Annotated in this window: 19 protein-coding genes; 13 read left to right on the top strand and 6 right to left on the bottom strand. The window is 69.7% G+C overall.

Features of this window, described 5'->3' with window-relative positions; all coding sequences use genetic code 11:
* Window positions 1-46: 46 nt before the first annotated feature.
* The 3 genes from ABZ717_RS19035 (at window position 47) to ABZ717_RS19025 (ending at window position 2,431) form a co-directional block, all read left to right on the top strand.
* Window positions 47-1,255 (top strand): 3-hydroxybutyryl-CoA dehydrogenase, encoded by a 1,209-nt coding sequence (locus tag ABZ717_RS19035; protein WP_358512182.1) that lies wholly within the window; start codon window positions 47-49, stop codon window positions 1,253-1,255.
* 94 nt (window positions 1,256-1,349) lie between these two features.
* A complete protein-coding gene (locus ABZ717_RS19030; RefSeq protein WP_358512179.1) occupies window positions 1,350-1,673 on the top strand; it encodes an ATP/GTP-binding protein in 324 nt (107 codons plus the stop codon).
* 26 nt (window positions 1,674-1,699) lie between these two features.
* Window positions 1,700-2,431, top strand: a complete 732-nt coding sequence (locus tag ABZ717_RS19025; protein ID WP_358512176.1) for an alpha/beta hydrolase — start codon at window positions 1,700-1,702, stop codon at window positions 2,429-2,431.
* Window positions 2,432-2,525: 94 nt separating this feature from the next.
* Here the strand turns inward: ABZ717_RS19025 and ABZ717_RS19020 are convergent, their stop codons facing one another.
* Both ABZ717_RS19020 and mce read right to left on the bottom strand, forming a co-directional pair.
* Window positions 2,526-3,812: a DivIVA domain-containing protein gene (locus ABZ717_RS19020; protein WP_358512173.1), complete on the bottom strand. Its 1,287-nt coding sequence runs from the start codon at window positions 3,810-3,812 to the stop codon at window positions 2,526-2,528.
* 413 nt (window positions 3,813-4,225) lie between these two features.
* Window positions 4,226-4,684, bottom strand: a complete 459-nt coding sequence (gene mce, locus ABZ717_RS19015) for a methylmalonyl-CoA epimerase (RefSeq protein ID WP_358512170.1) — start codon at window positions 4,682-4,684, stop codon at window positions 4,226-4,228.
* 85 nt (window positions 4,685-4,769) lie between these two features.
* On the opposite strand from mce, the gene ABZ717_RS19010 reads away from it, so the two are divergent.
* Together ABZ717_RS19010 and meaB are read left to right on the top strand one after the other, a co-directional pair.
* The gene (locus tag ABZ717_RS19010) at window positions 4,770-5,957 is read left to right on the top strand and encodes an acetyl-CoA C-acetyltransferase (RefSeq protein WP_358512167.1); all 1,188 of its coding nucleotides are present in this window, start codon (window positions 4,770-4,772) and stop codon (window positions 5,955-5,957) included.
* Window positions 5,958-6,085: 128 nt separating this feature from the next.
* Window positions 6,086-7,045 (top strand): methylmalonyl Co-A mutase-associated GTPase MeaB, encoded by a 960-nt coding sequence (meaB, locus tag ABZ717_RS19005; protein ID WP_358512164.1) that lies wholly within the window; start codon window positions 6,086-6,088, stop codon window positions 7,043-7,045.
* Here the strand turns inward: meaB and ABZ717_RS19000 are convergent.
* Together ABZ717_RS19000 and ABZ717_RS18995 are read right to left on the bottom strand one after the other, a co-directional pair.
* Window positions 7,014-7,853 carry an alpha/beta hydrolase gene (locus ABZ717_RS19000; RefSeq protein WP_358512161.1) on the bottom strand — a complete coding sequence of 280 codons (840 nt, stop codon included), beginning with the start codon at window positions 7,851-7,853 and terminating at the stop codon, window positions 7,014-7,016. The two genes, meaB and ABZ717_RS19000, sit on opposite strands and share 32 nt — an antisense overlap.
* 237 nt (window positions 7,854-8,090) lie before the next feature.
* On the bottom strand, window positions 8,091-9,761 hold the full coding sequence (locus tag ABZ717_RS18995; RefSeq protein ID WP_358512158.1) for a glycosyl hydrolase family 18 protein: 1,671 nt from the start codon (window positions 9,759-9,761) through the stop codon (window positions 8,091-8,093).
* A gap of 252 nt (window positions 9,762-10,013) precedes the next feature.
* Between ABZ717_RS18995 and ABZ717_RS18990 the strand changes: the two genes are divergently transcribed.
* The 7 genes from ABZ717_RS18990 to ABZ717_RS18960 all read left to right on the top strand — a co-directional run bounded on the left by ABZ717_RS18990 (window position 10,014) and on the right by ABZ717_RS18960 (window position 17,037).
* Window positions 10,014-10,535 carry a MarR family transcriptional regulator gene (locus ABZ717_RS18990; protein ID WP_358512280.1) on the top strand — a complete coding sequence of 174 codons (522 nt, stop codon included), beginning with the start codon at window positions 10,014-10,016 and terminating at the stop codon, window positions 10,533-10,535.
* A 71-nt stretch (window positions 10,536-10,606) separates the two neighbouring features.
* Window positions 10,607-12,337, top strand: a complete 1,731-nt coding sequence (locus ABZ717_RS18985; RefSeq protein ID WP_358512155.1) for a methylmalonyl-CoA mutase family protein — start codon at window positions 10,607-10,609, stop codon at window positions 12,335-12,337.
* 109 nt (window positions 12,338-12,446) lie between these two features.
* Window positions 12,447-13,394, top strand: a complete 948-nt coding sequence (locus ABZ717_RS18980) for a tetratricopeptide repeat protein (protein ID WP_358512152.1) — start codon at window positions 12,447-12,449, stop codon at window positions 13,392-13,394.
* A gap of 204 nt (window positions 13,395-13,598) precedes the next feature.
* On the top strand, window positions 13,599-14,321 hold the full coding sequence (locus tag ABZ717_RS18975) for a cytidylate kinase-like family protein (RefSeq protein WP_358512149.1): 723 nt from the start codon (window positions 13,599-13,601) through the stop codon (window positions 14,319-14,321).
* 342 nt (window positions 14,322-14,663) lie between these two features.
* Complete coding sequence (locus tag ABZ717_RS18970) at window positions 14,664-16,067, top strand: NAD-dependent malic enzyme (protein ID WP_358512146.1); 1,404 nt, start codon at window positions 14,664-14,666, stop codon at window positions 16,065-16,067.
* A gap of 63 nt (window positions 16,068-16,130) precedes the next feature.
* A complete protein-coding gene (locus ABZ717_RS18965; protein WP_358512143.1) occupies window positions 16,131-16,712 on the top strand; it encodes a YqgE/AlgH family protein in 582 nt (193 codons plus the stop codon).
* Window positions 16,713-16,794: 82 nt separating this feature from the next.
* Window positions 16,795-17,037, top strand: a complete 243-nt coding sequence (locus ABZ717_RS18960; RefSeq protein ID WP_358512140.1) for a DUF3039 domain-containing protein — start codon at window positions 16,795-16,797, stop codon at window positions 17,035-17,037.
* Between the two features lie 87 nt (window positions 17,038-17,124).
* Here ABZ717_RS18960 and ABZ717_RS18955 read toward each other — a convergent pair whose 3' ends face one another.
* A complete protein-coding gene (locus ABZ717_RS18955; protein ID WP_358512137.1) occupies window positions 17,125-19,044 on the bottom strand; it encodes an HtaA domain-containing protein in 1,920 nt (639 codons plus the stop codon).
* Window positions 19,045-19,268: 224 nt separating this feature from the next.
* Window positions 19,269-20,666 (bottom strand): cell wall protein, encoded by a 1,398-nt coding sequence (locus tag ABZ717_RS18950; RefSeq protein WP_358512135.1) that lies wholly within the window; start codon window positions 20,664-20,666, stop codon window positions 19,269-19,271.
* A gap of 243 nt (window positions 20,667-20,909) precedes the next feature.
* Here ABZ717_RS18950 and ABZ717_RS18945 point away from each other — a divergent pair.
* Window positions 20,910-21,766, top strand: an 857-nt coding sequence (locus ABZ717_RS18945) for an ABC transporter substrate-binding protein (protein WP_358512278.1), incomplete at its 3' end; no start/stop codon positions are given.

Genomic DNA, 21,766 nt, shown 5'->3' with positions numbered 1-21,766 from the left:
GTACCGGTGCGCGGTCTCGTGGTTCGAGGCGTCTAAAGTGGGGCCCATGGTGCAGGAATTCAAGAAGGTCGGCGTCGTTGGACTGGGCACGATGGGTGCGGGCATCGCTGAGGTGTTCGCCCGTGCGGGCTTCAATGTCGTCGGGGTCGAGATCGACCAGGCCGCCCTCGACCGCGGCCGAGGTCACGTGGACAAGTCCCTCTCTCGCGCGGTCGAAAAGGGCAAACTCACCGAGGAGGAACGCTCCGAGATCGACGCGCGCTTCACGTTCAGCGCGTCCCGCGAGGACCTGGCCGACGTGGACTTCGTCGTCGAGGCCGTCCCCGAGCGCATGGACATCAAGCGCGACGTGTTCGGCGACCTCGACCGGATCTGCGCTCCCGGCACGATCCTGGCGACCAACACGTCCTCGTTGTCGGTCACCGAGATCGCCGCGCTGACCGACCGCCCCGAGAAGGTCGTCGGTCTGCACTTCTTCAACCCGGCCCCGGTCATGAAGCTGGCCGAGGTCATCACCACCGTCTCCACCGCCGACGAGACCGTCGACGTCGTCACCGAGGTCGCCAAGCGCGTCGGCAAGACCCCGATCACGGTCGGCGACCGCGGCGGTTTCGTGGCCAACGCCCTGCTGGTGCCCTACATCAACGACGGCATCCGCCTCTACGAGCGGCGGATCGCCACCCGTGAGGAGATCGACGAGTCCGTCAAGAAGGCCGCCGGCCTGCCGATGGGCCCGCTCACCCTCGCCGACCTGGTCGGCCTGGACGTGTGCCTGGCCGTCATGGACGTGCTGTGGGATGAGTTCCACGACCCGCGCTACTCCGCCTCCCCGCTGCTGCGCCGCATGGTCGCCGCCGGCCGCCTCGGCCGCAAGACCGGACAGGGCTTCTACAAGGGCAAGGACGACGCCCCCGAGCCGCAGCGCACCGGTCGTCTCGCCCAGATGGTCCGCGAGGAGGAGACCCTCGACATCGGCGAGATGCTTATCGCGGCGCAGATCGACGACGCCATGCGCATGATCGGCGACGGTTACGCCTCCGCCAAGGACGTCGACACCGCCCTGCGGTTCGGCTGCGGCTACCCGAAGGGTCCGACCGAACTCCTGGAGGACCGCGGCGCCGAGTCTGTCATCACCACCCTGGTGTCGATGGGCGAGTACAGCCTCACCACCATCGCGGTGCCCGCCCCGCTGCTCATGGATCGCCTGCCCGACGTGGAGGAGTCCGAGGGCCACGGCGGCTGCGCCTGCCACTGAGCGGTGTCCACTCAGCGCCTCCGCCTCACCTCGGCCGTCATCGCACCCCAGGGTGTGATGGCGGCCACTGTCGTCTCTCTTCTACCCTTGAACGGTGAGCCCGCGCCGAAACAGCCCCCGCCGTAAGTCCGGCCGCAAGTCGGCGGCCGGTCCCCCCGACGAGGACGCCCTCATGCTGCGTATCTCCGGGGGGCAACGCCGCGAGACCGGACCGGACGGTGAGTACGTCACCCGTCGCATACCCGGATCGGCCGCCACCAAGGTCTACCGTTGTCCCGGTTGCGCCCAGGAGATCCCCACCGGTATGCCGCACGTGGTCGCCTGGCGCCCCTACGGCGACGGCGGCGATCGGCGTCACTGGCACTCCTCCTGTTGGGAACGGCGCTCCCACCGCTCACCCAGGGCCCCCCGATACTGATTCCGGACCCCACCGAAGAAGGAGCCATGGAGATCCGAGCCACCACGGTGCTGCCCGCCGATCGGCGCCCCATCACCCTGCACACCGCCGACGGCCTCGAACTGGTCGGGGAACTGGCGATGCCCGAGGGTGGGAAGCCGGCCGCCACCATCGTGTGCCTGCACCCGCTGCCCACCGCCGAGGGCATGATGGACAGCCACGTGCTGCGCAAGGCGTCCTTCCGGCTGCCGGCGTTGGCCAACATCGCGGTCCTTCGGTTCAACACCCGGGGCACCACCTCCCGGCACGGCACCAGCCAGGGCGAGTTCGGCGAGGGAGAGACCGAGAAGCACGACGTGCTCGCCGCGATCGAGTTCACCGAGTTCGAGGAACTCCCCCGACCCTGGCTCCTGGGCTGGTCCTTCGGTACCGAACTCGCGCTCAAGTGGGGCTGCGACCCCCAGGTGAAGGGCGCCATCCTGCTGTCCCCACCCCTGCACCGGGCCGACGAGTCGGACATGGCGGTGTGGGCCGAGTCCGGTAAGCCGGTGGTGGCGCTGGTCCCCGAACACGACGACTACCTCAAGCCCGACGAGGCACGTGAACGCTTCGCCCCGCTAACCCGGGCGGAGATCATCGGGGTGGACGGAGCCAAGCACCTGTGGGTCGGTGAACCCTATGTGCGCCGAGTCCTCGACGAGATCGTCCAACGGGTCAACCCCGAGGCGTCTCCGCTGCCCACCGAGTGGGATGGCCCCTGGGAGAAGGACACCGTGTAGCCTCGCGCCTCCACACATGACGAAGGGCCCGGAACCCCCGCGGGGGACCCGGGCCCTTCACCGTGTCAGACGGTCACGGCCACGAAGGTCGTGACTACTCCTGCCACCAGTCCTCGTCGTCGGCGCCCTTACCGGAGTGGGCCGGCTGCTTGGCCTCCTCGGCCGGAGCCGCCGGAGCGGGCTCCTGCTGGATGGCCGCGGGCGCGGCGGCGGCCGGAGCGGCCGGCGCCGGAGCGGCGCCACCGCCACCGAGCAGCTGACGCAGCTGCTGCAGGTGCGACTGGATGCTGTCGCGCTGGCGGTTGAGCTCCTCGACCTCCTTCTTGGCGATGGCCATGATGCGGTTGGCCTCCGCCTTGGAGTCGGAGACCTGGTGCTCGGCCTTGGCCTTGGCGTCGGCGTCGATCTGGCCGGCGTTCTTCTTGGCGTTGCCGACCAGCGTCTTGGCGTGGTTCTCGGCCTCGCGGCGGGTGTGCTCGGCCTGCTGGCTGGCCTTGGTGGCGCGCTCCTCGGCGCTACGGGCGCGCTCCTCGGCCTCGCTGACCATCTGCTGGGTGGCGGCCTGGGCGGCGGCCAGACGCTCGGCGTCCTGACGCTCGGCCTCGGCACGACGGTCGGCCAGCTGCAGCTCGAACTGGTCCTCGGTCTCGGTACGGCGGGCCTCGGACTCGGCGTAGGCGCGCTCGGCGTTCTTGCGCAGCTCCTCGGCCTGGCTCTTGGCGGACTGGATCGTCTCGTCGCGCTCGCGCTTGGCCGCGGCGCGGGCCTGGGCGCACTCACGCTCGGTGGTGGTGCGCAGCTTGGCGATCTCGCCCTCGAAGGTGGCGCGCTTCTCGGCGATCTCGTGGTCGACGGCGGAGCGCTTCTTCTGGACCTCGCGCTCGGTGGTGGAGGCCAGCTCGTCGGCCTCACGGCGGGCCGTGGTGCTGATCTCCTCCGCCTCGGACTCGGCGGACTGGCGCTGTTCGTCGGCCTCGCGCTGGGCGAGCGTGCGGACCTCGGTGGCCTCGGACTCCGCGGCGGCGCGCATCTCCGCGGCCTCGATCTTGGCGGCCGAACGAATGTCGTTGGCGTCGATCTGGGCGCCCTGGACGAGCTCGTTGGCCTGTTCCTCGGCCAGACGGAGCAGCTCCTCGATGCGCGAGCCCAGACCGGAGTAGGTGGGACGCTCGCGCTCCTGGAGCTGGCGCTGCTTGGAGTTCAGCTCGGCCTTGTACTTCTCGGCCGCGCCGTTGGCCTCCTTGACCTCTTGGCGGAGCCCGTCGAGGTAGTCCTGCACCTGGTTGCGGTCAAAGCCACGCAACACCACGTCGAACTCGGGCGGAGCGTTGTCTTCGTCGAAGATGTTGTTGAGCTGGGTGTCGATGTTGTTTGACGACATGTGGCGGAATCCTGAACGGGTGCGAGACGGCTACTTGTACTTGCGTACTGCCGGGGACGGCAGGAGGGAACTGCGGTGCCCCCGGGACGGTGTGAGTCCGAGGTACGTGCGCCGAGGGTGTGGGCGGATGGGTGCGATGGTCGACTCCGCCCGGATACGAGGGCCGATCCGGTCGGTGTCGTTGGTGGTTATGGCCGCCCCGGTTCACGACCGGACTGCAAGACATGGACCAACGCCGGAAGAAAAGTACATCCGGCAGCTAGCCGACTTTATCAAGCGTGCAACACCGGGGAAGGGGGTTTGGTGTAACTTCCGGTGGGGTCCAAGGTCGGCCGCTCTCGCGGAAGTCAATACGTGATGCGTTCGGGACGTCACCGTGACTTCGTCGGCCCGGTCGATCATGGGGCGTTCCCTCAGTGCGAGCCTTGCACCAATTCGGTCAGAACGCCACCGCAGTCCTTCGGGTGAAGGAAAACGATCCGTGAACCGGCGGTGCCGGCGCGCGGTTCGGCGTCCAGGACCCGTACCCCGCGCTCACCGATCCCCGCCGCGCTCGCGGCCACGTCGGCGGTGCCGAACGCGAGGTGGTGCACGCCCTCGCCGTTGCGCTCCAGGAACTTGGCGACGGGGGAGTCGTCGCGGGTCGGCTCCAGCAGTTGGAGGTAGGTGGCGCCGCCGTCGTCGGTGCCGTTGACCCGCAGCATCGCCTCGCGTACACCCTGCTCCTCGTTCACCTCCTCGTGCTCGACCTCGAAGCCGTACGTGCGCCGGTAGAAATCAATGGAGGCGTCCAGGTCCTTGCAGGCGATACCCACGTGGTCCAGACGGGTCAGCCCGGAGAACGGGCCGGTGGGAACGGGTGCGTCGCTCACGGGTGAACCTCTCGAACGTCGATGTGATCCGTGTGGGTATCGTTGCAGACCAGGTGCGTCACCCATCACTTGGAGGCCAGTTAAGATGCCCGGTTCCGTCATCGTCGGTGGGGCACGGACCCCCACCGGCAGACTCCTCGGCTCCCTCGCCGGGTTCTCCGCCGCAGACCTGGGCGGCTTCGCGATCAAGGCCGCCCTGGAGCGCGCCGGCATCAGCGGTGAACAGGTCGGATACGTGGTCATGGGACAGGTGTTGCAGGCCGGCGCCGGCCAGATCCCGTCCCGTCAGGCCGCCGTCAAGGGCGGCATCCCCATGGACGTCCCCTCGGTGACCATCAACAAGGTCTGCCTGTCGGGTCTGGACGCGATCGCCCTCGCCGACCAGCTCATCGGCGCGGGCGAGTTCGACGTCGTGGTCGCCGGCGGCATGGAGTCCATGACCAACGCCCCGCACCTGCTGCCCAAGTCCCGTAAGGGCTACAAGTACGGCTCCATCGAGGTCCTGGACGCCACCGCGCACGACGGCCTCACCGACTCCTTCGAGGGCGACTCCATGGGCGCCTCCACCGAGCGCCACAACGGCAAGCTCGGCATCGAGCGCCCCGAGCAGGACGCCTTCGCCGCCCGCTCGCACCAACGCGCCGCCGCCGCGGCCGAGAAGGGCCTGTTCGACGAGGAGATCGTCCCCGTCGAGATCCCGCAGCGAAAGGGCGACCCGGTCGTCTTCTCGCATGACGAGGGCGTTCGCGCGGACACCACGGCCGAGAGCCTGGGCAGGTTGCGTCCGGCCTTCGACCGCGAGGGCACCATCACCGCCGGTTCCTCCTCGCAGATCTCCGACGGCGCCGCCGTGGTGGTCGTGATGAGCCGGGCCAAGGCCGAGGAGCTCGGCGCCCCGATCCTCGCCGAGATCGGTGCGCACGGAAACGTGGCCGGCCCCGACAACTCCCTGCACTCCCAGCCCTCCAACGCCATCAAGCACGCCCTGGGCAAGGCGGGCAAGAAGGTGGAGGACCTGGACCTCATCGAGATCAACGAGGCGTTCGCCGCGGTGGGCCTGAAGTCCACCGAGGACCTCGGCGTCTCCGAGGACATCGTCAACGTCAACGGCGGCGCCATCGCGATCGGTCACCCGATCGGCGCCTCCGGTGCCCGTATCGCCCTGCACCTGGTGCACGAGCTGCGCCGGCGCGGCGGTGGCCTGGGTGCCGCGGCCCTGTGCGGCGGCGGTGGCCAGGGCGACGCCCTGCTGTTCTCGGTGCCCGCCGAGTAACTCCCGAACGACGTCCGAACGAATCTGTGCGGCCAGGGCCACCCCCGAACGGTCGCACGGCGCACCTGTCCACCGCGGGGCGGAAGGCCATGAGCCTCCGCCCCGCGCGGTACTTCCCGAGGAGTCACATGAACGCCCCCCAGCTGGTCGAACGGGTCCGCGGTGGTGACCGCAGGGCCCTGGCCCGCGCGATCACCCTGGTGGAGAACGGCGCCGAGGGACTGCGTCCCATCATGGCGGGGTTGGCGCCCCACACCGGTCGGGCCCATGTGGTCGGCTTCACCGGGTCGCCGGGGGTGGGCAAGTCCACCACCACCAACGCCGTGGTGCGCGCCGCGAGGGCCCAGGGCAGGTCGGTCGCGGTCCTGGCGGTGGACCCCTCCTCGCCCTTCACCGGCGGAGCTCTGTTGGGTGACCGGGTGCGGATGCAGGAGCACTCCGCCGACCCCGAGGTGTACATCCGTTCCATGGCCAACCGGGGCCATCTGGGCGGGCTGTCGTGGGCGACGCCGCATGCGCTGCGGGTGCTGGACGCGGCCGGGTTCGACGTCATCCTCGTGGAGACCGTGGGAGTGGGCCAGTCGGAGGTCGACATCGCGAGCCAGGCGGACACCACCGTGGTGTTGAGCGCCCCAGGGATGGGCGACGCGGTCCAGGCCGCCAAGGCCGGGGTGCTAGAGGTCGGCGACGTGTTCGCGATCAACAAGGCCGACCGGGACGGCGCCAGGTCGACCCTGCGCGAACTGCGTCAGATGATCGCGATGAAGGACCGCACCGACCACGAGTGGAAGCCGCCGATCGTCATGACGGTGGCCTCCCAGGACGAGGGCGTGGGTGAGCTGTGGGAGCGCGTCGAACAGCACTTCGCCCACCTGGAGTCCTCCGGTGAGCTGGCCGAACGACGCCGTGCCCGCGCGCGGGGCGAGGTCGAGGCCATCGTGCTGGAGTTGCTGCGCGCACGCCTGGGCGGGGTGGGGGCCGACGGCGGCCTGGACACCCTGGCCCATGAGGTGGCCGTGGGAGATCGCGACCCCTACACCGCCGCCGACCTGCTGCTCAAGGAGTTGGGCGCCGACCCGCTTCCGTGACCGGGGCGAGGACCTCGCGCAGGACACCGGCGAACCCGTTCGGGTCCTCCACGAACCCCCCGTGGTCCCCTGGGAACACCACGGGGACGGTGCCGAGCAATTCCGCCAAGGCCCGGGTGGTCCGGTCGGTGATCAGACCACCCGAGGCCGCCCCCAACGCGGGGACCACCCGTGCGGACCCGGCGGTGATCCGCGCGGGGTCGACCCGGTGGTGGACGGTGCCCCGGAGTTCGTGGACGTAGAACCGGCGGTCGTTCGGATCGTCCTCTTCCCCGGCGGGGTTCGCGTCGGGCCCCGCCGCGTCCTCCTCGGACGTGGGGAAGCCCGCGTTGGCCATGAACCGGCGCCACGCCGCCCCCGCGCCGTCCCGATGGTAGGTCGCGATGATCTCCTCGGTGATCGCGAACTGTTCCTCCGCCTCCGGCAGCAGTCCGAGCAGCGGGGGCTCGTGTGCCACGATGACGCGGGCGCGGTCGGGGTGGCGCTCGGCCAGCGCCAGGGTGGTCACGGCGCCGCCGCTGGAACCGAGGAAGTCGGCCTCGGCGACACCCAGATGGTCCAAGAGCGCGACGAGGTCGTCCGCGCGCGCCTCGGGGGTGGAATCCTGGTCGGGGTCGTCGAGCACGCTACGACCGATGCCCCTCGGATCGTGGGTGAGCACGGTGTGGGTGGTGGCGAGCGCCTCCGCCAACGGCCCGAACATGTCGGCCCCCATGGGCGCCCCGGTCAGGACCAAGAGGGGCCCCTCGCCTTGGACCTCGTGGTAGAGGACTCCGTCCGGGGTCTTCAGTGTGTGCGTGCCGGTCATCTCCGGGTCCCTTCGGTCAGGGTCGTCGCCGCGGACGACCTCACCCGTATGGACCGTTGTTCCCCGCCGAACTCATCGCCCACCCGGCGAGTTTTCCGTCCGGAGAGGTTCCCGTGAAGGGGCCGGGGCGGACCGTCGCACGTCGGTCCACCCCGGCCGGGCGGCGGTGCTCCCCGGATCAGAGCACCGACGCCGTCACGACCCGTTCGGCTCCCGGCCGAACGGGAGTCTTCTCGCCTATCCGCCCAACGCCGCGTCGATCGCGGTGATGAGGCTTCCGTCGGCGTCGTCGCCGTCGATGGACCAGATCATGACGCCGCCCAGGTCGTTGTCCAGGGCCCAGTCGGTCTTCTGCGTCATGGCGACCTCGTCGTCGTAGGTCCAGAAGGTCTCGCCGTCGTAGAGCCACGCGGTACCGAGATCGTCGTCGCGGTGTACCTCGAAGCCGCTCAGATCCTTGAGGGCCTTCCAGTCCTCGGTGCCGTCCGCGTAGGTGCCGGGGGCGGGCCCTTCAGCGGACTGGAACAGCCCGTCGTCGTTCGGCCCGGGCTCCACGCCCGTCCACCCCTGGCCGTAGAACGGCACGCCCAGAACGATCTTGGCGGGGTCGACCCCGCGCTCCAGGTACGCCTGGAGGTTGGTCTCGGCGGAGATCACGTCACCGGGGTCGTTCGGGTCGGGCGCCAGGTTGGACTGGTGATTGGTGACCGTCTCCCAGGTGCCGTGGTAGTCGTAGCCCTGCACGGTGACGAAGTCGAAGTCGGTCATGACCTCGTCCAGCTCGTAGCCGGTGTCCAGTCGCCAGGCGCCCGCGGGCATGAACGAACTCAGTTCGAAGTGCCGGCCGGTCTCCTCGCCCAACTCGTCGAGCTGTTCGCGGAACTCGCGGACCAGGGCGGTGAAGTTCTCCCGGTCCTCGGGTCGCACCACGTTGTCGGGGTGGCCGTCGGATCCGGGCCACTCCCAGTCCAGGTCGATGCCGTCGAAGATCCCGTAGGCGACGCCCTCGCCACCGGTGCCGTCGATCTCGGGGAGGTTCCCGCGCAGGTACAGGTCCACGCAGGAGCTCACCAGACGCTCACGGGACTCGGGGGTCGACACCGCGTCGGAGAAGTTCTTGGACCAGTTCCAGCCGCCCAGGGAGATGTCGACGGCCAGCTCCGGATACAGCTCCTTGAGCTTGCGCAGCTGGTTGAAGTTGCCGCGCAGGGGCTGGCCGGGACCGTCCGCGGCACCGTCGACGCTCTCCGAGGCGGGGACCACCCGGCCGTAGTCGGCGAGGGCGTCGCCCTCCTCGGGCTCGTCGGTCATGAAGCACTCGCCGTCGGTGCTCACGTTGCCGAACGCGTAGTTGATGTGGGTCAGCTTGTCGGCGCTGCCCGATTCCACCAGGTCACGGACGTGGTAGTCGCGTTCCCGCGGGCCCCACTGGGTGAAGTAGGCGACGTTCATCGCGTCGTGCCCGGGGCCGGGGGAGGGGGTGCCCGCGCAGTTCGCGCCGTTGATCGTGCAGTCCGACAGGTGGGTGGCGCCATCGGAGTGGACGCCGTTGAACGCGAAGCCGTAGGTGCCGCCGGCGGGGACGACCGCGCCCCAGTGCGGGGGAGTGACGGTGTAGCCCTCCCCCGAGGAACCCGTGAGGGAGGCGTTCCACAGTTCGTGGACCGCGCTGCCCTCGGGGAGGTCGAATTCGAGGGTCCAGTCGACGAGGTCGGTGTCGGAGGCGTTGTGGACGGTGATCTCGCCGGTGTAGCCGGTGTTCCAGCGGGCCGACTCCACGTAGGTCACGGTGAGGTCGGAGGCGTCGGCCTCCTGCGCGGCCGCGGGGGACGAGGCCAGTGCGAGCGGTACCGCGAGAACCGCCGCGGCGGGAACCGCGAGTGTGTTCCTGAGTCGTCGTGCGCTCACGTCGGGGTCTCCTGGGGGGCTTGTCAGCGGCCGAGTGTGGGGGCGGGGCCGTACTGACGTGGGGGGATTAATTTTTAGGAAACTTAACTAATAATTCCGGGCGGCGTCAACGCCCGCGCGACGGGTTTCTTGGGACGATCCGCGAAGTCGCAGGTCGCCGGTGGGATTTTCGAGGACGGTCGGATCCGTACCCGCTTCGCGGCGGGACCCGGTGCCGAGCGCACCGCCTAGAGTGACGGCGTGGGAAACCCTTTGAACCTTCCGTTCGACCCGATCGAACGCGCGCACGACAACTGGAGCCAGAGATGGGGCGCCTCGCCCGCGATGGCGGCGGTCACCTCGCTCATGCGCGCGCAACAGATCCTCATCGGTGAGCTGGACGGCACCCTCAAGCCGTTCGGCCTGACCTTCGCGCGCTACGAGGCGCTGGTCCTGCTCACCTTCAGCGCCTCCGGATCGCTGCCCCTGGGCAAGATCGGCGAGCGCCTCATGGTGCACCCGACCAGTGTCACCAACACCATCGACCGCTTGGAGGGACAGGGCTTCGTGCTGCGCAGGCCCAACCCCAGCGATGGTCGAGGGGTGCTGGCGGAGATCACCGAGACGGGCCGCGAGGTCACCGAGGGGGCCACCCGGGCACTCCTGGGCATGGACTTCGGTGTGGGCTGCTACTCCGAGGAGGAGCTGTGGCGTATGCACGAGATGTTCGTGCGGCTCCGTGTCGACTTCGGTGACTTCCCCGCCCCGGTGGCGGAGGAAGCGCGAGGCGCCTGAGCGGCCGAACGCCGTTCGCGCCGTCGCTCGCTCTTCTGTACATACTTAGTTGGACGTCCTACTATTTGGGTATGGCGAACAGCACAGGAGACCTCACCAACGGCGGCGAGGCCCGGGACATCGAGGCCGGGCGCGAGCGCTGGCAGCGCAGGTACGACACCGCCCGCAAACGCGACGCCGACTTCACCTCCCTGTCCGGGAAGCCGCTCGAACCCGTCTACGGCCCGCGACCCGGTGCCGAGGTCCCCGGTTTCGAACGCGTCGGCTGGCCCGGGGAGTACCCCTACACCCGAGGGCTCTATCCCACCGGCTACCGCGGCCGCGCCTGGACCATCCGCCAGTTCGCCGGCTTCGGCAACGCCACCCAGACCAACGAGCGCTACAAGATGATCCTCGCCTCCGGCGGCGGTGGACTGTCCGTGGCCTTTGACATGCCCACGCTCATGGGCTACGACTCCGACTCCCCGCAGGCGCTGGGCGAGGTCGGTCACTGCGGTGTGGCCATCGACTCGGTCGCCGACATGGACCTGCTCTTCGACGGCATCCCCCTCGGCGAGACCACCACGTCCATGACCATCAGCGGCCCCGCCATTCCGGCGTTCTGCATGTACCTGGTGGCGGCCGAACGCCAGGGAGTCGACATCGGCACCCTCAACGGCACGCTGCAGACCGACATCTTCAAGGAGTACATCGCCCAGAAGGAGTGGCTGTACCCGCCCGAACCCCACCTGCGCCTCATCGGCGACCTGATGGAGTACTGCGCGGAGCACATCCCCGCCTTCAAACCGCTGTCGGTCTCGGGCTACCACATCCGTGAGGCCGGCGCCACGGCCGCCCAAGAGCTCGCCTACACGCTCGCGGACGGCTTCGGCTACGTCGAACTCGGTCTCTCCCGCGGGCTGGACATCGATCGGTTCGCCCCCGGCCTGTCGTTCTTCTTCGACGCCCACATCGACTTCTTCGAGGAGATCGCCAAGTTCCGCGCCGCCCGCCGCATCTGGGCCCGCTGGATCCGCGACGTCTACGGCGCCAAGAGCGAGAAGGCCCAGTGGTTGCGGTTCCACACCCAGACCGCCGGGGTGTCCCTCACCGCGCAGCAGCCCTACAACAACGTGGTGCGCACCGCCGTGGAGGCCCTTTCGGCGGTCCTGGGCGGAACCAACTCGCTGCACACCAACGCGCTCGACGAGACGCTGGCCCTGCCCACCGAACAGTCCGCCGAGATCGCCCTGCGCACCCAACAGGTCCTCATGGAGGAGACCGGCGTGGTCAACGTCGCCGACCCGCTCGGCGGCTCCTGGTACGTGGAGGCCCTCACCGACGAGATCGAGGCCGAGGCCGAGCGCATCTTCGCGCACATCCGCCACATGGGCGGCGGTGACGACGTCGAACACGCCATCGGCCCGATGACCTCCGGCATCCTCGCCGGGATCGACAACGGTTACTTCGGCGCCGAGATCGCCGAGTCCGCCTACCAGTACCAGCAGGCCCTGGAGAAGGGCGACAAGCGCATCGTCGGCGTCAACTGCCACACCAACACGGTCTCCGGGGAACTCGACATCCTCAAGATCAGCCACGAGGTGGAGCACGAGCAAAAGCGCGTCCTCACCGACCGCAAGGGCGCGCGCGACCAGGCCGTCGTCGACCGTGCCCTGGCCCGACTCCTGGAGGGTGTGCGGGCCGACGAGGGCAACCTCATCCCGCTCATCATGGACGCGGCCCGGTCCGAGGCGACCCTCGGCGAGATCTGCGCGACCATGGGCGAGGAGTTCGGTACCTACACCGAGGACCCGCAGTTCTGAGCGGCGTCGGCGAGCGCCGCCGCTTCCCGTCCGCGAACCCCTGACCGTTCTGGGGCCCGAGGCGGTACGGAGTCCTCGTACCGCCTCGGGATGGGGCAGGATAGGGAGTATGCAGCCTTCGGACTTTTCACCGAACAGTGCGGTCGACCTCGGGGCGCGCAAGGCGGCCTTGGAACGTGAGGCCAAGCAGCGCGCCGACGAGTCGGCCGGTCGTACCAACCCCTTCGCCGTCAACGTCGATGAGGCCACCTTCCAGCAGGTGCTGGAGAGCTCTCTGTCGGCGCCGGTCGTCCTCGCGGTCCTCGCGGGCTGGTCCGAGCAGTCCAAGCAGGTCGAGGACGCCCTGGACAACCTCTCCAGGGGCTCCGGCGGCAACTGGATCCTGGGCAAGATCGACAGCGAGGCCAGTCCTCAGCTGGTGCAGGCGTTGCGCGTGCAGGGCGCGCCGAGCATCATCATCGCCGTCCAGGGTCAGGTCATGCCCCTGATGCAGGGCCCGGCGACCGAGGAGCAGCTCCGTGAGGGGCTCACCCAGGTCTTCGGCGCCCTGGCCCAGCAGGGCATGCTCCCGCCGGGGCACCCCGGCACGGTGGACGGCGACCCCTCCGCGATGCCCGAGGACCAGGGCGCCCCCGAACCCGAGGCCGACCCGGTCGACGTCGAGGCGCAGGCCGCCCTGGAACGCGGTGACTTCGACGCGGCCGCCGCGGTCTTCGAGAAGGCGCTGGCCGCCGACCCCAAGAACGCCGAGGTCAAGGCCAAGCTGGCGCAGGTGCGCCTGATCGGCCGACTCCAGGACGTGGACCCCGAGGCCGCGCTGCAGGCCGCGGTCGACCGCCCGAACGACGTCGACGCCCAGATCGTCGTGTCCGACGTCTTCATGTACGGCGGCAAGTTCGACGACGCCTTCGACCGCCTCATCGACACGATCAAGCGCACCGCCGATGAGGACCGGAACAAGGCCCGCGAACACCTGCTGTCCCTGTTCGACCTACTGCCGGCTGGGGACCCGCGCGTGGGCGCGGCCCGCCGCAAGCTCACCTCCGCCCTGTTCTGATCGGATACCGGCCGGTGCCCGTTCTCCGAGATTTCTTGGGACGGTCACCGGCCGGAGAACTCCACCCGTTCGTGCCCGATCGTGGCAAATCATGCGGTATTTGCCGTAGCGAAGACGGGTGGGATGGTCGCCCCCTCGCCGGGTAAAAGAACTACACGGCGGGCCGCGGAGACACGGTCCACAGCACGACCGGGCAGGTGGACCATGACGACCGACCGCACCCCGCATCCCGGCGGAGCCCCCGTCGTGACGATCTCGGCCACCTTCGGCGCCGGCGGCAGCGTCATCGGCCCGGCCATCGCCGCCCGGCTGGGCGTCCCCTTCCTCGACCGCGCGGTCCCCAGCGCCGTCGCCGAACAGATCGGCTGCTCGCTCGACGAGGCCCTCCAACGCGACGACCGTGCTCCGGGCGGCTTCGAGCGACTCCTCGCCAGCGCGGCCCGGCTGCCCACCGTCACCCTCGGCAGCGTCGAAACCGCCTATTTCGGCACCATGGACGACGAGGGTCGTCTCCTCTACGACCACGAGTTCGTCGAACAGACCGAACGGGTCATCAAGGACGTGGCCCGCGCCGGCGGGGTCGTCCTCGGTCGTGCCGCCGCGGTGATCCTGGCCGACCACCCGGGCGCCCTGCACGTACGGCTGGACGGAAGCCGTGAGGCCCGCCTGCGCCGAGCCCGCCGTCTGTGGGAACTCGGGAACCGGGAGGAGTTCGGTGGCAAGGGGTGGGGCCCCACCCCGCCCACCGCGAAACTGCTGAGCGACAACGACCGCGCTCGCGCCGCCTACGTGCGCCGGTTCTACCGGGTCGATCCGGCCGATCCGGGCCACTACCACTTGGTGGTCGATTCCGCCGTGCTCTCCACCGACGCCTGTGCGGACATGGTGGTTCGGGCGGCCGAAGACCGCGCCGGAGATAGGAATTAATGCGATTTTTTCCGCAAGCGTTAATTGTCCTCTTGTGCTGACGTTCCCCCCTTGACTCAGGTAGGGTGAAGCGACTCGGTTGTGGGTTTCCAGCCAGCCCCCGGCCGTCAACCGAGCCCCCGCTTTCGAAGGCACCCCTCTACGGATGCCACGGCGGGAAGCGTCGCCGGCACGGAGAACGAACCCCCGTGTTATCGGCGCGCGAGAGCCGACCAGAGCCACCGGGGCGGATCCATGGCGTGCAGGGCCACAGCCGTTCCGGGGTCGGTACGTACGTCCACGGGAGGGGCCGCCGGTGCGCCCCGCGGACGGATGACACCAGCCAAAGCCAAGGAGCAACACGTGGCCACCCTTCCCAGCGTTTCGTACTCCATCACCGTCCGACTGGAACTGGACGCCGGAGGTAGCGCGGTCGGCAGCCTCACCAACGCGGTGGAGCAGGTCGGCGGCATGATCACCGCCCTCGACGTGGCGGCCGCTGGGCACGAGCGCATCCGCATCGACGTCACCTGCGCCGCTCGCGACACCGAGCACGCCCAGGCGATCGTCGACGCCCTCGGCGCCGTCGACGGGGTCGTCGTCCACAAGGTCAGCGACCGCACCTTCCTCATGCACCTCGGCGGCAAGATCGAGATGAAGTCGAAGGTGCCGCTGCGCAACCGCGACGAACTCTCCATGGCCTACACCCCCGGAGTCGCCCGCGTCTCCCAGGCCATCGCCGCCAACAAGGAAGACGCCCGTCGCCTGACCATCAAGCGCAACAGCGTCGCCGTGGTCACCGACGGATCCGCCGTCCTGGGCCTGGGCAACATCGGCCCCGAGGCCGCCATGCCCGTCATGGAGGGCAAGGCCGCCCTGTTCAAACGCTTCTCCGACATCGACGCATGGCCCATCGCCCTGGACACCCAGGACGTCGACGAGATCGTCCGAACCGTCCAGCTGCTCGCCCCCGGGTTCGGCGGCATCAACCTGGAGGACATCTCCGCCCCTCGCTGCTTCGAGGTCGAGGCCCGCCTGCGCGAACTCCTGGACATCCCCGTCTTCCACGATGACCAGCACGGCACCGCCATCGTCGTCCTGGCCGCCCTGCGCAACGCCCTGCGCGTGGTCGGCAAGAAGCTGTCCGAGGTCCGCGTCGTCATGTCCGGCGCGGGCGCGGCCGGTACCGCCATCCTCAAGCTGCTCATGCACGCCGGAGCGCGCGACATCATCGTCAACGACGTGCACGGCTCCGTCCACTCCGGACGCGAGGACCTGGACCAGAACCTGGGCTGGATCGCCGAACACACCAACCAGGGCGGCTACAGCGGCGACCTCAAGGGCGCCGTCGCCGGAGCCGACGTGTTCATCGGCGTCTCCGCCCCGAACCTGCTCGACGGCGAGGACATCGCCGAGATGAACGAGGACTCGATCATCTTCGCGCTGGCCAACCCCGACCCGGAGGTCGACCCCGACATCGCGCACCTGCACGCCTCGGTCGTGGCCACCGGACGCAGCGACTACCCGAACCAGATCAACAACGTGCTGGTCTTCCCCGGCTTCTTCCGCGGTCTGCTGGACGCCCAGAGCCACAACGTCACCTCGGACATGATGGTCGCCGCCGCCGAAGCCCTCGCCGACGTCGTCACCGAGGACGAACTGGGCCCGAACTACATCATCCCGAGCGTCTTCCACCCGGAGCTGTCCACCCACGTGGCCAACGCGGTCCGCGAGGTCGCTCAGCGCGGCCAGGAGACCAAGGCCTGAACAGTCTCGCCGAACCCTCCTGATAGGGCGCCCGACCGGTCGCCTTTCGGGTAAAGGTGGACCATGGACCAGTCGACTCTGACCGGGCGCCTACTGGTGGCCGCCCCCTTGCTTCAAGAGGACTCCTTCCGCCGTTCGGTGGTGTTCGTCGTAGACGACGCCGCCGACGGCACCCTCGGGGTGATCCTCAACCGTCCGCTGGAACTTCCGGTGGGCGAGGTCGTGAACTCGTGGGGCGCCTACGCCAGTTCCCCGGCGGTGATGTTCTCGGGCGGGCCGGTGGGCACCGACTCGGGTATCGCCCTGGGCAGCGCAGTCCCCGAGGACGAGCCCCCGGGTTGGTCCCCGTTGGTGGGTCCACCCCCCGGAACGGGACTGGACGGCGTGGGAGTCGTGGACCTGGACGGGCCGCCCGAGATGCTCGGCTCCTCCCTGGCGGCTCTGCGCGTCTTCGCCGGTTACTCCGGTTGGGGTTCGGGGCAGCTCCAAGGGGAGATCGAGGAGGGCGCCTGGTTCGTGGTCGACGCGTTCGCCGACGACCTTTTCGGTGCCACCCCCGAGGGGTTGTGGTCACGGGTCCTGCGCCGGCAGGGCGGAGAGATGGCCCTTTTGTCGACCTACCCGGACGACCCCACCATGAACTGAGCGCAAGCTTGTCCCCGGTGAGACTGAGACGGGCCGCGGCACCCTATACCGTGGGGTCCAGACGTTGAAAGGTGTGAGGACGATGTCGATGGACGTCCTGAACAAGGTTCTTCCGGACAGCGAGACCAGGCCGGACATCTCGCACGACGATGGTGATCGCGAGCGGTTCGCGCACTACGTGCAGAAGGAGAAGATCACCCAGAGCGCGGTGACCGGTGACCCGGTGATCGCCCTGTGCGGCAAGGTGTGGGTACCCAACCGCGACCCGAAGAAGTTCCCCGTGTGCCCGGAGTGCAAGCAGGCGTACGAGGACATGATGAAGTAGACGGCCCTTCCGGTCGCACCCGTAAGGCCTTGACCCACCCCCGCGGGTGAGCCAAGGCCTTCGTCGTGTTCGAGACGGACCGGGGGGCTAGAGTTCGCCGTCCTCGGTGCCGGCGCCGTCCGCGCCGTTGCGTCGGCGCGAGACCGCGATCGCCACGCCGCCCGCCGCCACCGCGGCCGCGGCCGCGGTCAGCAGACCGGCCAGGGCGGTACCGGTGTTGGGGAGCCCGGGCTTGCCACCGCCCTCACCGTCACCGGGGCCGGGGGTCGGCCCGCCGTCGCCACCACCATTGTCGCCGTCGCCGCCGCCGGGGACCTGAACGTCCTCGTCCACGCTCACGGCCAGCGAGATCGGGTCCAGTCGCTCACCCTCGACGTAGAAGTCGGCGAACGCGGGGACGCCTTCGGCGGTGAGGGCGGTCGGGATCGGGCCCCAGCTCAACACACCCTCGTCGACCTCGGCGTCGACACCGGACAGGTCCAGGTCGGCCAGGGCGACGTCGTCGTAGGTGACGAGTTCGGCGTCGGTCAGGGACTTGCTGACCACGTCGGCGTACAGGGTGCCCGCCTCGCCGTCGATCTCCACGCGCGGGTCGGTGACGGACATGTACAGCAGCGGGTCGGCGTCACCGTAGACGTGGCCCTCGAAGAGCACGGTGCCGGTGAGGTCGATCTCGGCGGTGACGTCGTCCAGGTTCGCCCGGCCGGTGGCGTCGGTGAACGAGAAGGTCCCGTCCTCGCCACGGGTGGCGCCTTCGGACGTGGTGATCTCACCGGCGGCGATGTCGCCCTCGATGTAGTTGCGGAAGGACTCCTTGACGCCCCAGTCGGCGCGGCCGTTGAAAACGGTCAGGTCGCCCTCGGGGAGTTCGCCCTCGCCGTTCCCGCCGTCGCCGTCACCATCGCCGTCGTCGCCGCCCTCACCATCGTCCTCGGTGGCGAAGGAGATCGGGGTCCACACGTCCTGGTCGCGGTTGCCGATGTCGGTGTGGTCGTTGAAGACCGCGACGTAGCACCGGGTCTCGACGCAGTCGTAGGTCGTCTCCTCGGCGTCGTAGGCGCCGGACACCTCGACCTCGGTGGAGAAGGTGCCCTCGTCACCGGGGGCGTCGGCACCACGCAGCCACACCGCGCCGGTGTGGTGCTCCGGGAAGGAGTCCGCCGACCGCTCGGCGGCGGTCAGGGCGACGTACACGCCCTGGCCGGGACGGAAACCGGTGCCGTCGACGGTGACGGTCTCGCCCTCGGGGTTCAGTTCCTCGGTCTTGGAGACGGTGACCCTCGGGTCGTGGGTGGGCTCACCCGGTTCACCGGGCTCGCCGCCCTCCACGGCGGTGGTGGTGAAGGACAGCGGGTCCATCGGATCACCCGCACCATAGAAGCCGGCGAAGGCCTCGACCGCGTCGGCGTGCAGGGTGCCCGCCTCGGAGGTGAGGGCGAGGGAGTCGCCGTCCACGATCAGTTCGGCGCCGGTCAGCTCGGTCACGGGGACCTCGCCGAAATCGACCAGGTCGCCGGGCGGCAGGTTCGGGTTCGCACCGTTGAATTCGCGGCTGGTGACCTCGGCGTACACGGTGGCGGAGCCGTCGCCGTCGAACTCCACGCGGGGGTCGGCGACATGGACCTCCAGGACCGCGCCCTGACCGTAGTCGTGGCCCGCGAAGACCACCCGGCCGCCGAAGCTCACCTCACCGGAGGCGTCCTCCTTGGAGACGGAGCCGTCCACGGTCGGGAAGTCGAAGGTCCCGTCGTCGTTGACACTCGCGCCGTCGGACGCGGTGATCTCACCATCGGCGATGGGGCTGCCGATGTAGTTGCGGAAGGACTGCTTGACACCCCAGGTGGCGGAACCGCCGTCCAGGGAGACGGGCGCCTCGTCGGCCATCGCGGCCGGGGCCGCCGCCACGGTGAGGGAGGCCCCGAGGGCGGCCGCGCCCACGTAGGCGGTGAGGGAGCGCAGCGCCCGGCGGGCCCTGCCGTCGCCCTCATGGTTCGTGTTGGTGCTCATGTGATCGGTGGTTCCCATCGTGTCGGGGGAGAGGTGATTCGGTCTCGATCGCGCGTCGGGACCGGGGATGGTGCGGGGGCGGCGGGTGCGCGCTGAGCGGGCGCGGCGGTACCCGCCGAGGGAGAGCGGGTCATGAGGAGGGAGGAGGGGCGGTCGTCCACAGCGTTCGAGGTGGGGGTGGTGCCTCCGCCTCCCGGTTGTGAGAGCCCCACCGTCCCCCGAGATCACGCGGTGGTCGGGTCGGTCCCACCCGCCCGGCGTCGGGTCGCCACCAGCGCGGTGACACCGGCCAGAGAGGCCACCACGGCGGTCAGCAGCAACCCCGCCAACGGGGCGCCGGTCAGGGCCAGGGGCCCGTCGCCACCGGAGCCGCCGGAACCGGAGCCGGATCCGGAGCCGCTCGCGCCGCCCGCACCGGAGCCGCCGCTCGCGCCACCCCCGCCAGAACCGGAACCCGCGCCCTCGTCGGAGCCGGAACCATCGCCGGACCCGCCACCGCCGTCGCCCGCCTGCCCCGCGAAGGTCACCGGGACGAACTCGTCCTGACCGCGGTCGCTGGAGCGGGTGTGGTCGTTTCGGGTCACCACGGCGCACTCGGTGCCTGCCGCGGTGCAGTCGGTGTTGTCGTCCTTGGCCTTGACGGCCAGTTCCACGGTGAAGCCGCCGTCGGTCCCGCCACCCGTGTAGGGGGTGGCCAGGCCCTCTCCGTAGGGCGGCGGGTTGCTGGAGATCCAGGCGGACGAACCGCCCTCGCCTTCCATGTCCACCCCACCGATGCACGGCCCGGGCGCGACGCTCGAACCGGCGTTGGCGGTGTCGCACAGGGCCACGTAGATGCCCTTGGCGGTGTCGTAGCCGGAGCCGGTGACGGTCACGGTCTCCCCGTCGGGGTCGATCCCGCTGGTCTTGGAGACGCTGAGCGACAGATCGCCCGGGGTCCGGGGCAGGGCTTGGGGAGCGTTGTGCGGGGCCGCCTGCGGCGCGCTCCGGGAAGCGCTCTGCGGCCGGTTCTCGGGAACGGCGGCGGGCACGGCGAAGACGACCGGAACCGCGGCCACGACCGCTGGTACGGCGGGGGAGACGGGTGCAAGCACCGGGGCGCTCATTCCCGCGCCGGGGTCGGAGACCACACCGTCATCGGTGGGCTCGACCGACTCACCCGTCCCATCCACCTCGTCCGTCCGCTCGGGCGGCTCGGCGTCGAGGACGACGATCTCGAAGGGATCCTCCTCGGTGTCCAGGCCCGCCTCGGCGGCGAAGTCGACACCGGTGTCGAGGGTGACGCCGAACAGGCCGCGCTCGTCCACGTCGGTGGTGACGGTGTTGTCGTCGTCGAGTACGGCGGTCTCGTCGACCTCGTCGGTGCCCCGTGCCTCGGCGGGGACGGCGCGCGTGGTGATCTCGATCCGGGAACCGGGGGTGTGCCCGATGCCGGCGACCGTGACGCTGTCGCCCTCGGGGTCGAGTCCCTGGGTTCGGTTCACGGTGGTGGTTCGGGGGTGGACTGGTTCGTCGATGGGTTCGGCGAGCACCGTCGAGGGTGCGCCGGCGACCAGAAGCGTCGCCGCGGCGACGGTGGCCAGGGGTGGGACAAGCCCACGGAGGGGAACCGCTGCTCGCATCAGGGGCCTTAGTTGTCGGGCGGGTCGGACGAGGGGCCGACCTCCGCGTGAGGTGGGGGAAACGATTTTAGGTTATGCTTACCTATGTGAAGTGAGCCTTGCCTAACTCGATCCGGCGCCGCAATAGTTGACCACTGAAGCGACGAGGTTGTCAAGGATCTGACGACCTGTCATATAAAAGGTCTTGTCGTGACCCGCTCCGCGGCCCCGACCGGCATCCCGGCTCAACCGAAAGCGATCGCCATGCCCCACGCCGTCCCCCGAACCCTCCCGCGCGGTGGTCTCGGCCCGCTCGCCCTCGCCATCGCCTGCACCCTGGCCCTGACCGCCTGCACGGGCCCCGACGCCCCCGTGGACGCGTCAGGGGACGCGGGCGGCATCCCGGACCTGTCCGAGAACCGCCTCCAGATCCTGGACGAGGTCGCGGCCCCCGAACTCCCCGTCACCGTCGAATCCGTGCTCCTCGACCCCTACCGCTCCTCCTCCGACCCCCTGGAGTACGAGGACGTCGAGGTGACCGACGCCGAACGCATCCTCCCGCTCACCGGAAGCCTCGCCGAGATCGTCTTCACGCTCGGTCTGGGCGACAACGTGGTCGGCCGCGACGTGGCCGCCACCTTCGACGAGGCCGCCGACCTGCCCGTCATCAGTGAGGGCCACGAGGTCTCGGCCGAGACGGTCCTGGCCCTCCGACCCACCGTGATCCTCGCCGACACCCAGACCGGCCCGCCCGAGGTGATCGAACAGGTCCAGAACTCCGGCATCCCCGTCGTCATCGTCGAAGAGGCCTGGTCCATCGACGAGATGTATCCCCGCTTCGAACGTGTGGCACGGGCCCTCGGCGTCCCCGACTCCGGCACCCTCCTGGCCGAACGCACCCAGGAGCAGATGGCGCAGGTGCGCGAGAGTTCCCTGGAGACCAGCGGCGATCCCCTCGTCGCCTTCCTCTATCTGCGCGGCACCGCCGGCGTGTACCTGCTCGGCGGCCCCGGCTCGGGCGCCGACGCCCTGCTCGAAGAGATCGGAGCCCGCGACGCCGGTGTCGAGATGGGCCTGACCACGGCCTTCACCCCCATCACCACCGAAGCGCTCATCGAGGC

It is taken from the genome of Nocardiopsis sp. NPDC006832 (assembly GCF_040635885.1).
Lineage (GTDB): Bacteria > Actinomycetota > Actinomycetes > Streptosporangiales > Streptosporangiaceae > Nocardiopsis.
Note: the sequence above shows the minus strand (reverse complement) of the source record. Positions and strands in the feature narration are given on the sequence as shown.

Coding starts and splice junctions, on each gene's coding strand:
- ABZ717_RS18985 (WP_358512155.1), top strand. CDS start 10,607: ATGGCGAACAGCACAGGAGACCTCACCAACGGCGGCGAGGCCCGGGAC.
- ABZ717_RS19035 (WP_358512182.1), top strand. CDS start 47: ATGGTGCAGGAATTCAAGAAGGTCGGCGTCGTTGGACTGGGCACGATG.
- ABZ717_RS18965 (WP_358512143.1), top strand. CDS start 16,131: ATGGACCAGTCGACTCTGACCGGGCGCCTACTGGTGGCCGCCCCCTTG.
- ABZ717_RS18980 (WP_358512152.1), top strand. CDS start 12,447: ATGCAGCCTTCGGACTTTTCACCGAACAGTGCGGTCGACCTCGGGGCG.
- ABZ717_RS18950 (WP_358512135.1), bottom strand. CDS start 20,666: ATGCGAGCAGCGGTTCCCCTCCGTGGGCTTGTCCCACCCCTGGCCACC.
- ABZ717_RS18960 (WP_358512140.1), top strand. CDS start 16,795: ATGTCGATGGACGTCCTGAACAAGGTTCTTCCGGACAGCGAGACCAGG.
- ABZ717_RS19025 (WP_358512176.1), top strand. CDS start 1,700: ATGGAGATCCGAGCCACCACGGTGCTGCCCGCCGATCGGCGCCCCATC.
- ABZ717_RS19000 (WP_358512161.1), bottom strand. CDS start 7,853: ATGACCGGCACGCACACACTGAAGACCCCGGACGGAGTCCTCTACCAC.
- ABZ717_RS19020 (WP_358512173.1), bottom strand. CDS start 3,812: ATGTCGTCAAACAACATCGACACCCAGCTCAACAACATCTTCGACGAA.
- meaB (WP_358512164.1), top strand. CDS start 6,086: ATGAACGCCCCCCAGCTGGTCGAACGGGTCCGCGGTGGTGACCGCAGG.
- ABZ717_RS18955 (WP_358512137.1), bottom strand. CDS start 19,044: ATGAGCACCAACACGAACCATGAGGGCGACGGCAGGGCCCGCCGGGCG.
- ABZ717_RS19010 (WP_358512167.1), top strand. CDS start 4,770: ATGCCCGGTTCCGTCATCGTCGGTGGGGCACGGACCCCCACCGGCAGA.
- ABZ717_RS18975 (WP_358512149.1), top strand. CDS start 13,599: ATGACGACCGACCGCACCCCGCATCCCGGCGGAGCCCCCGTCGTGACG.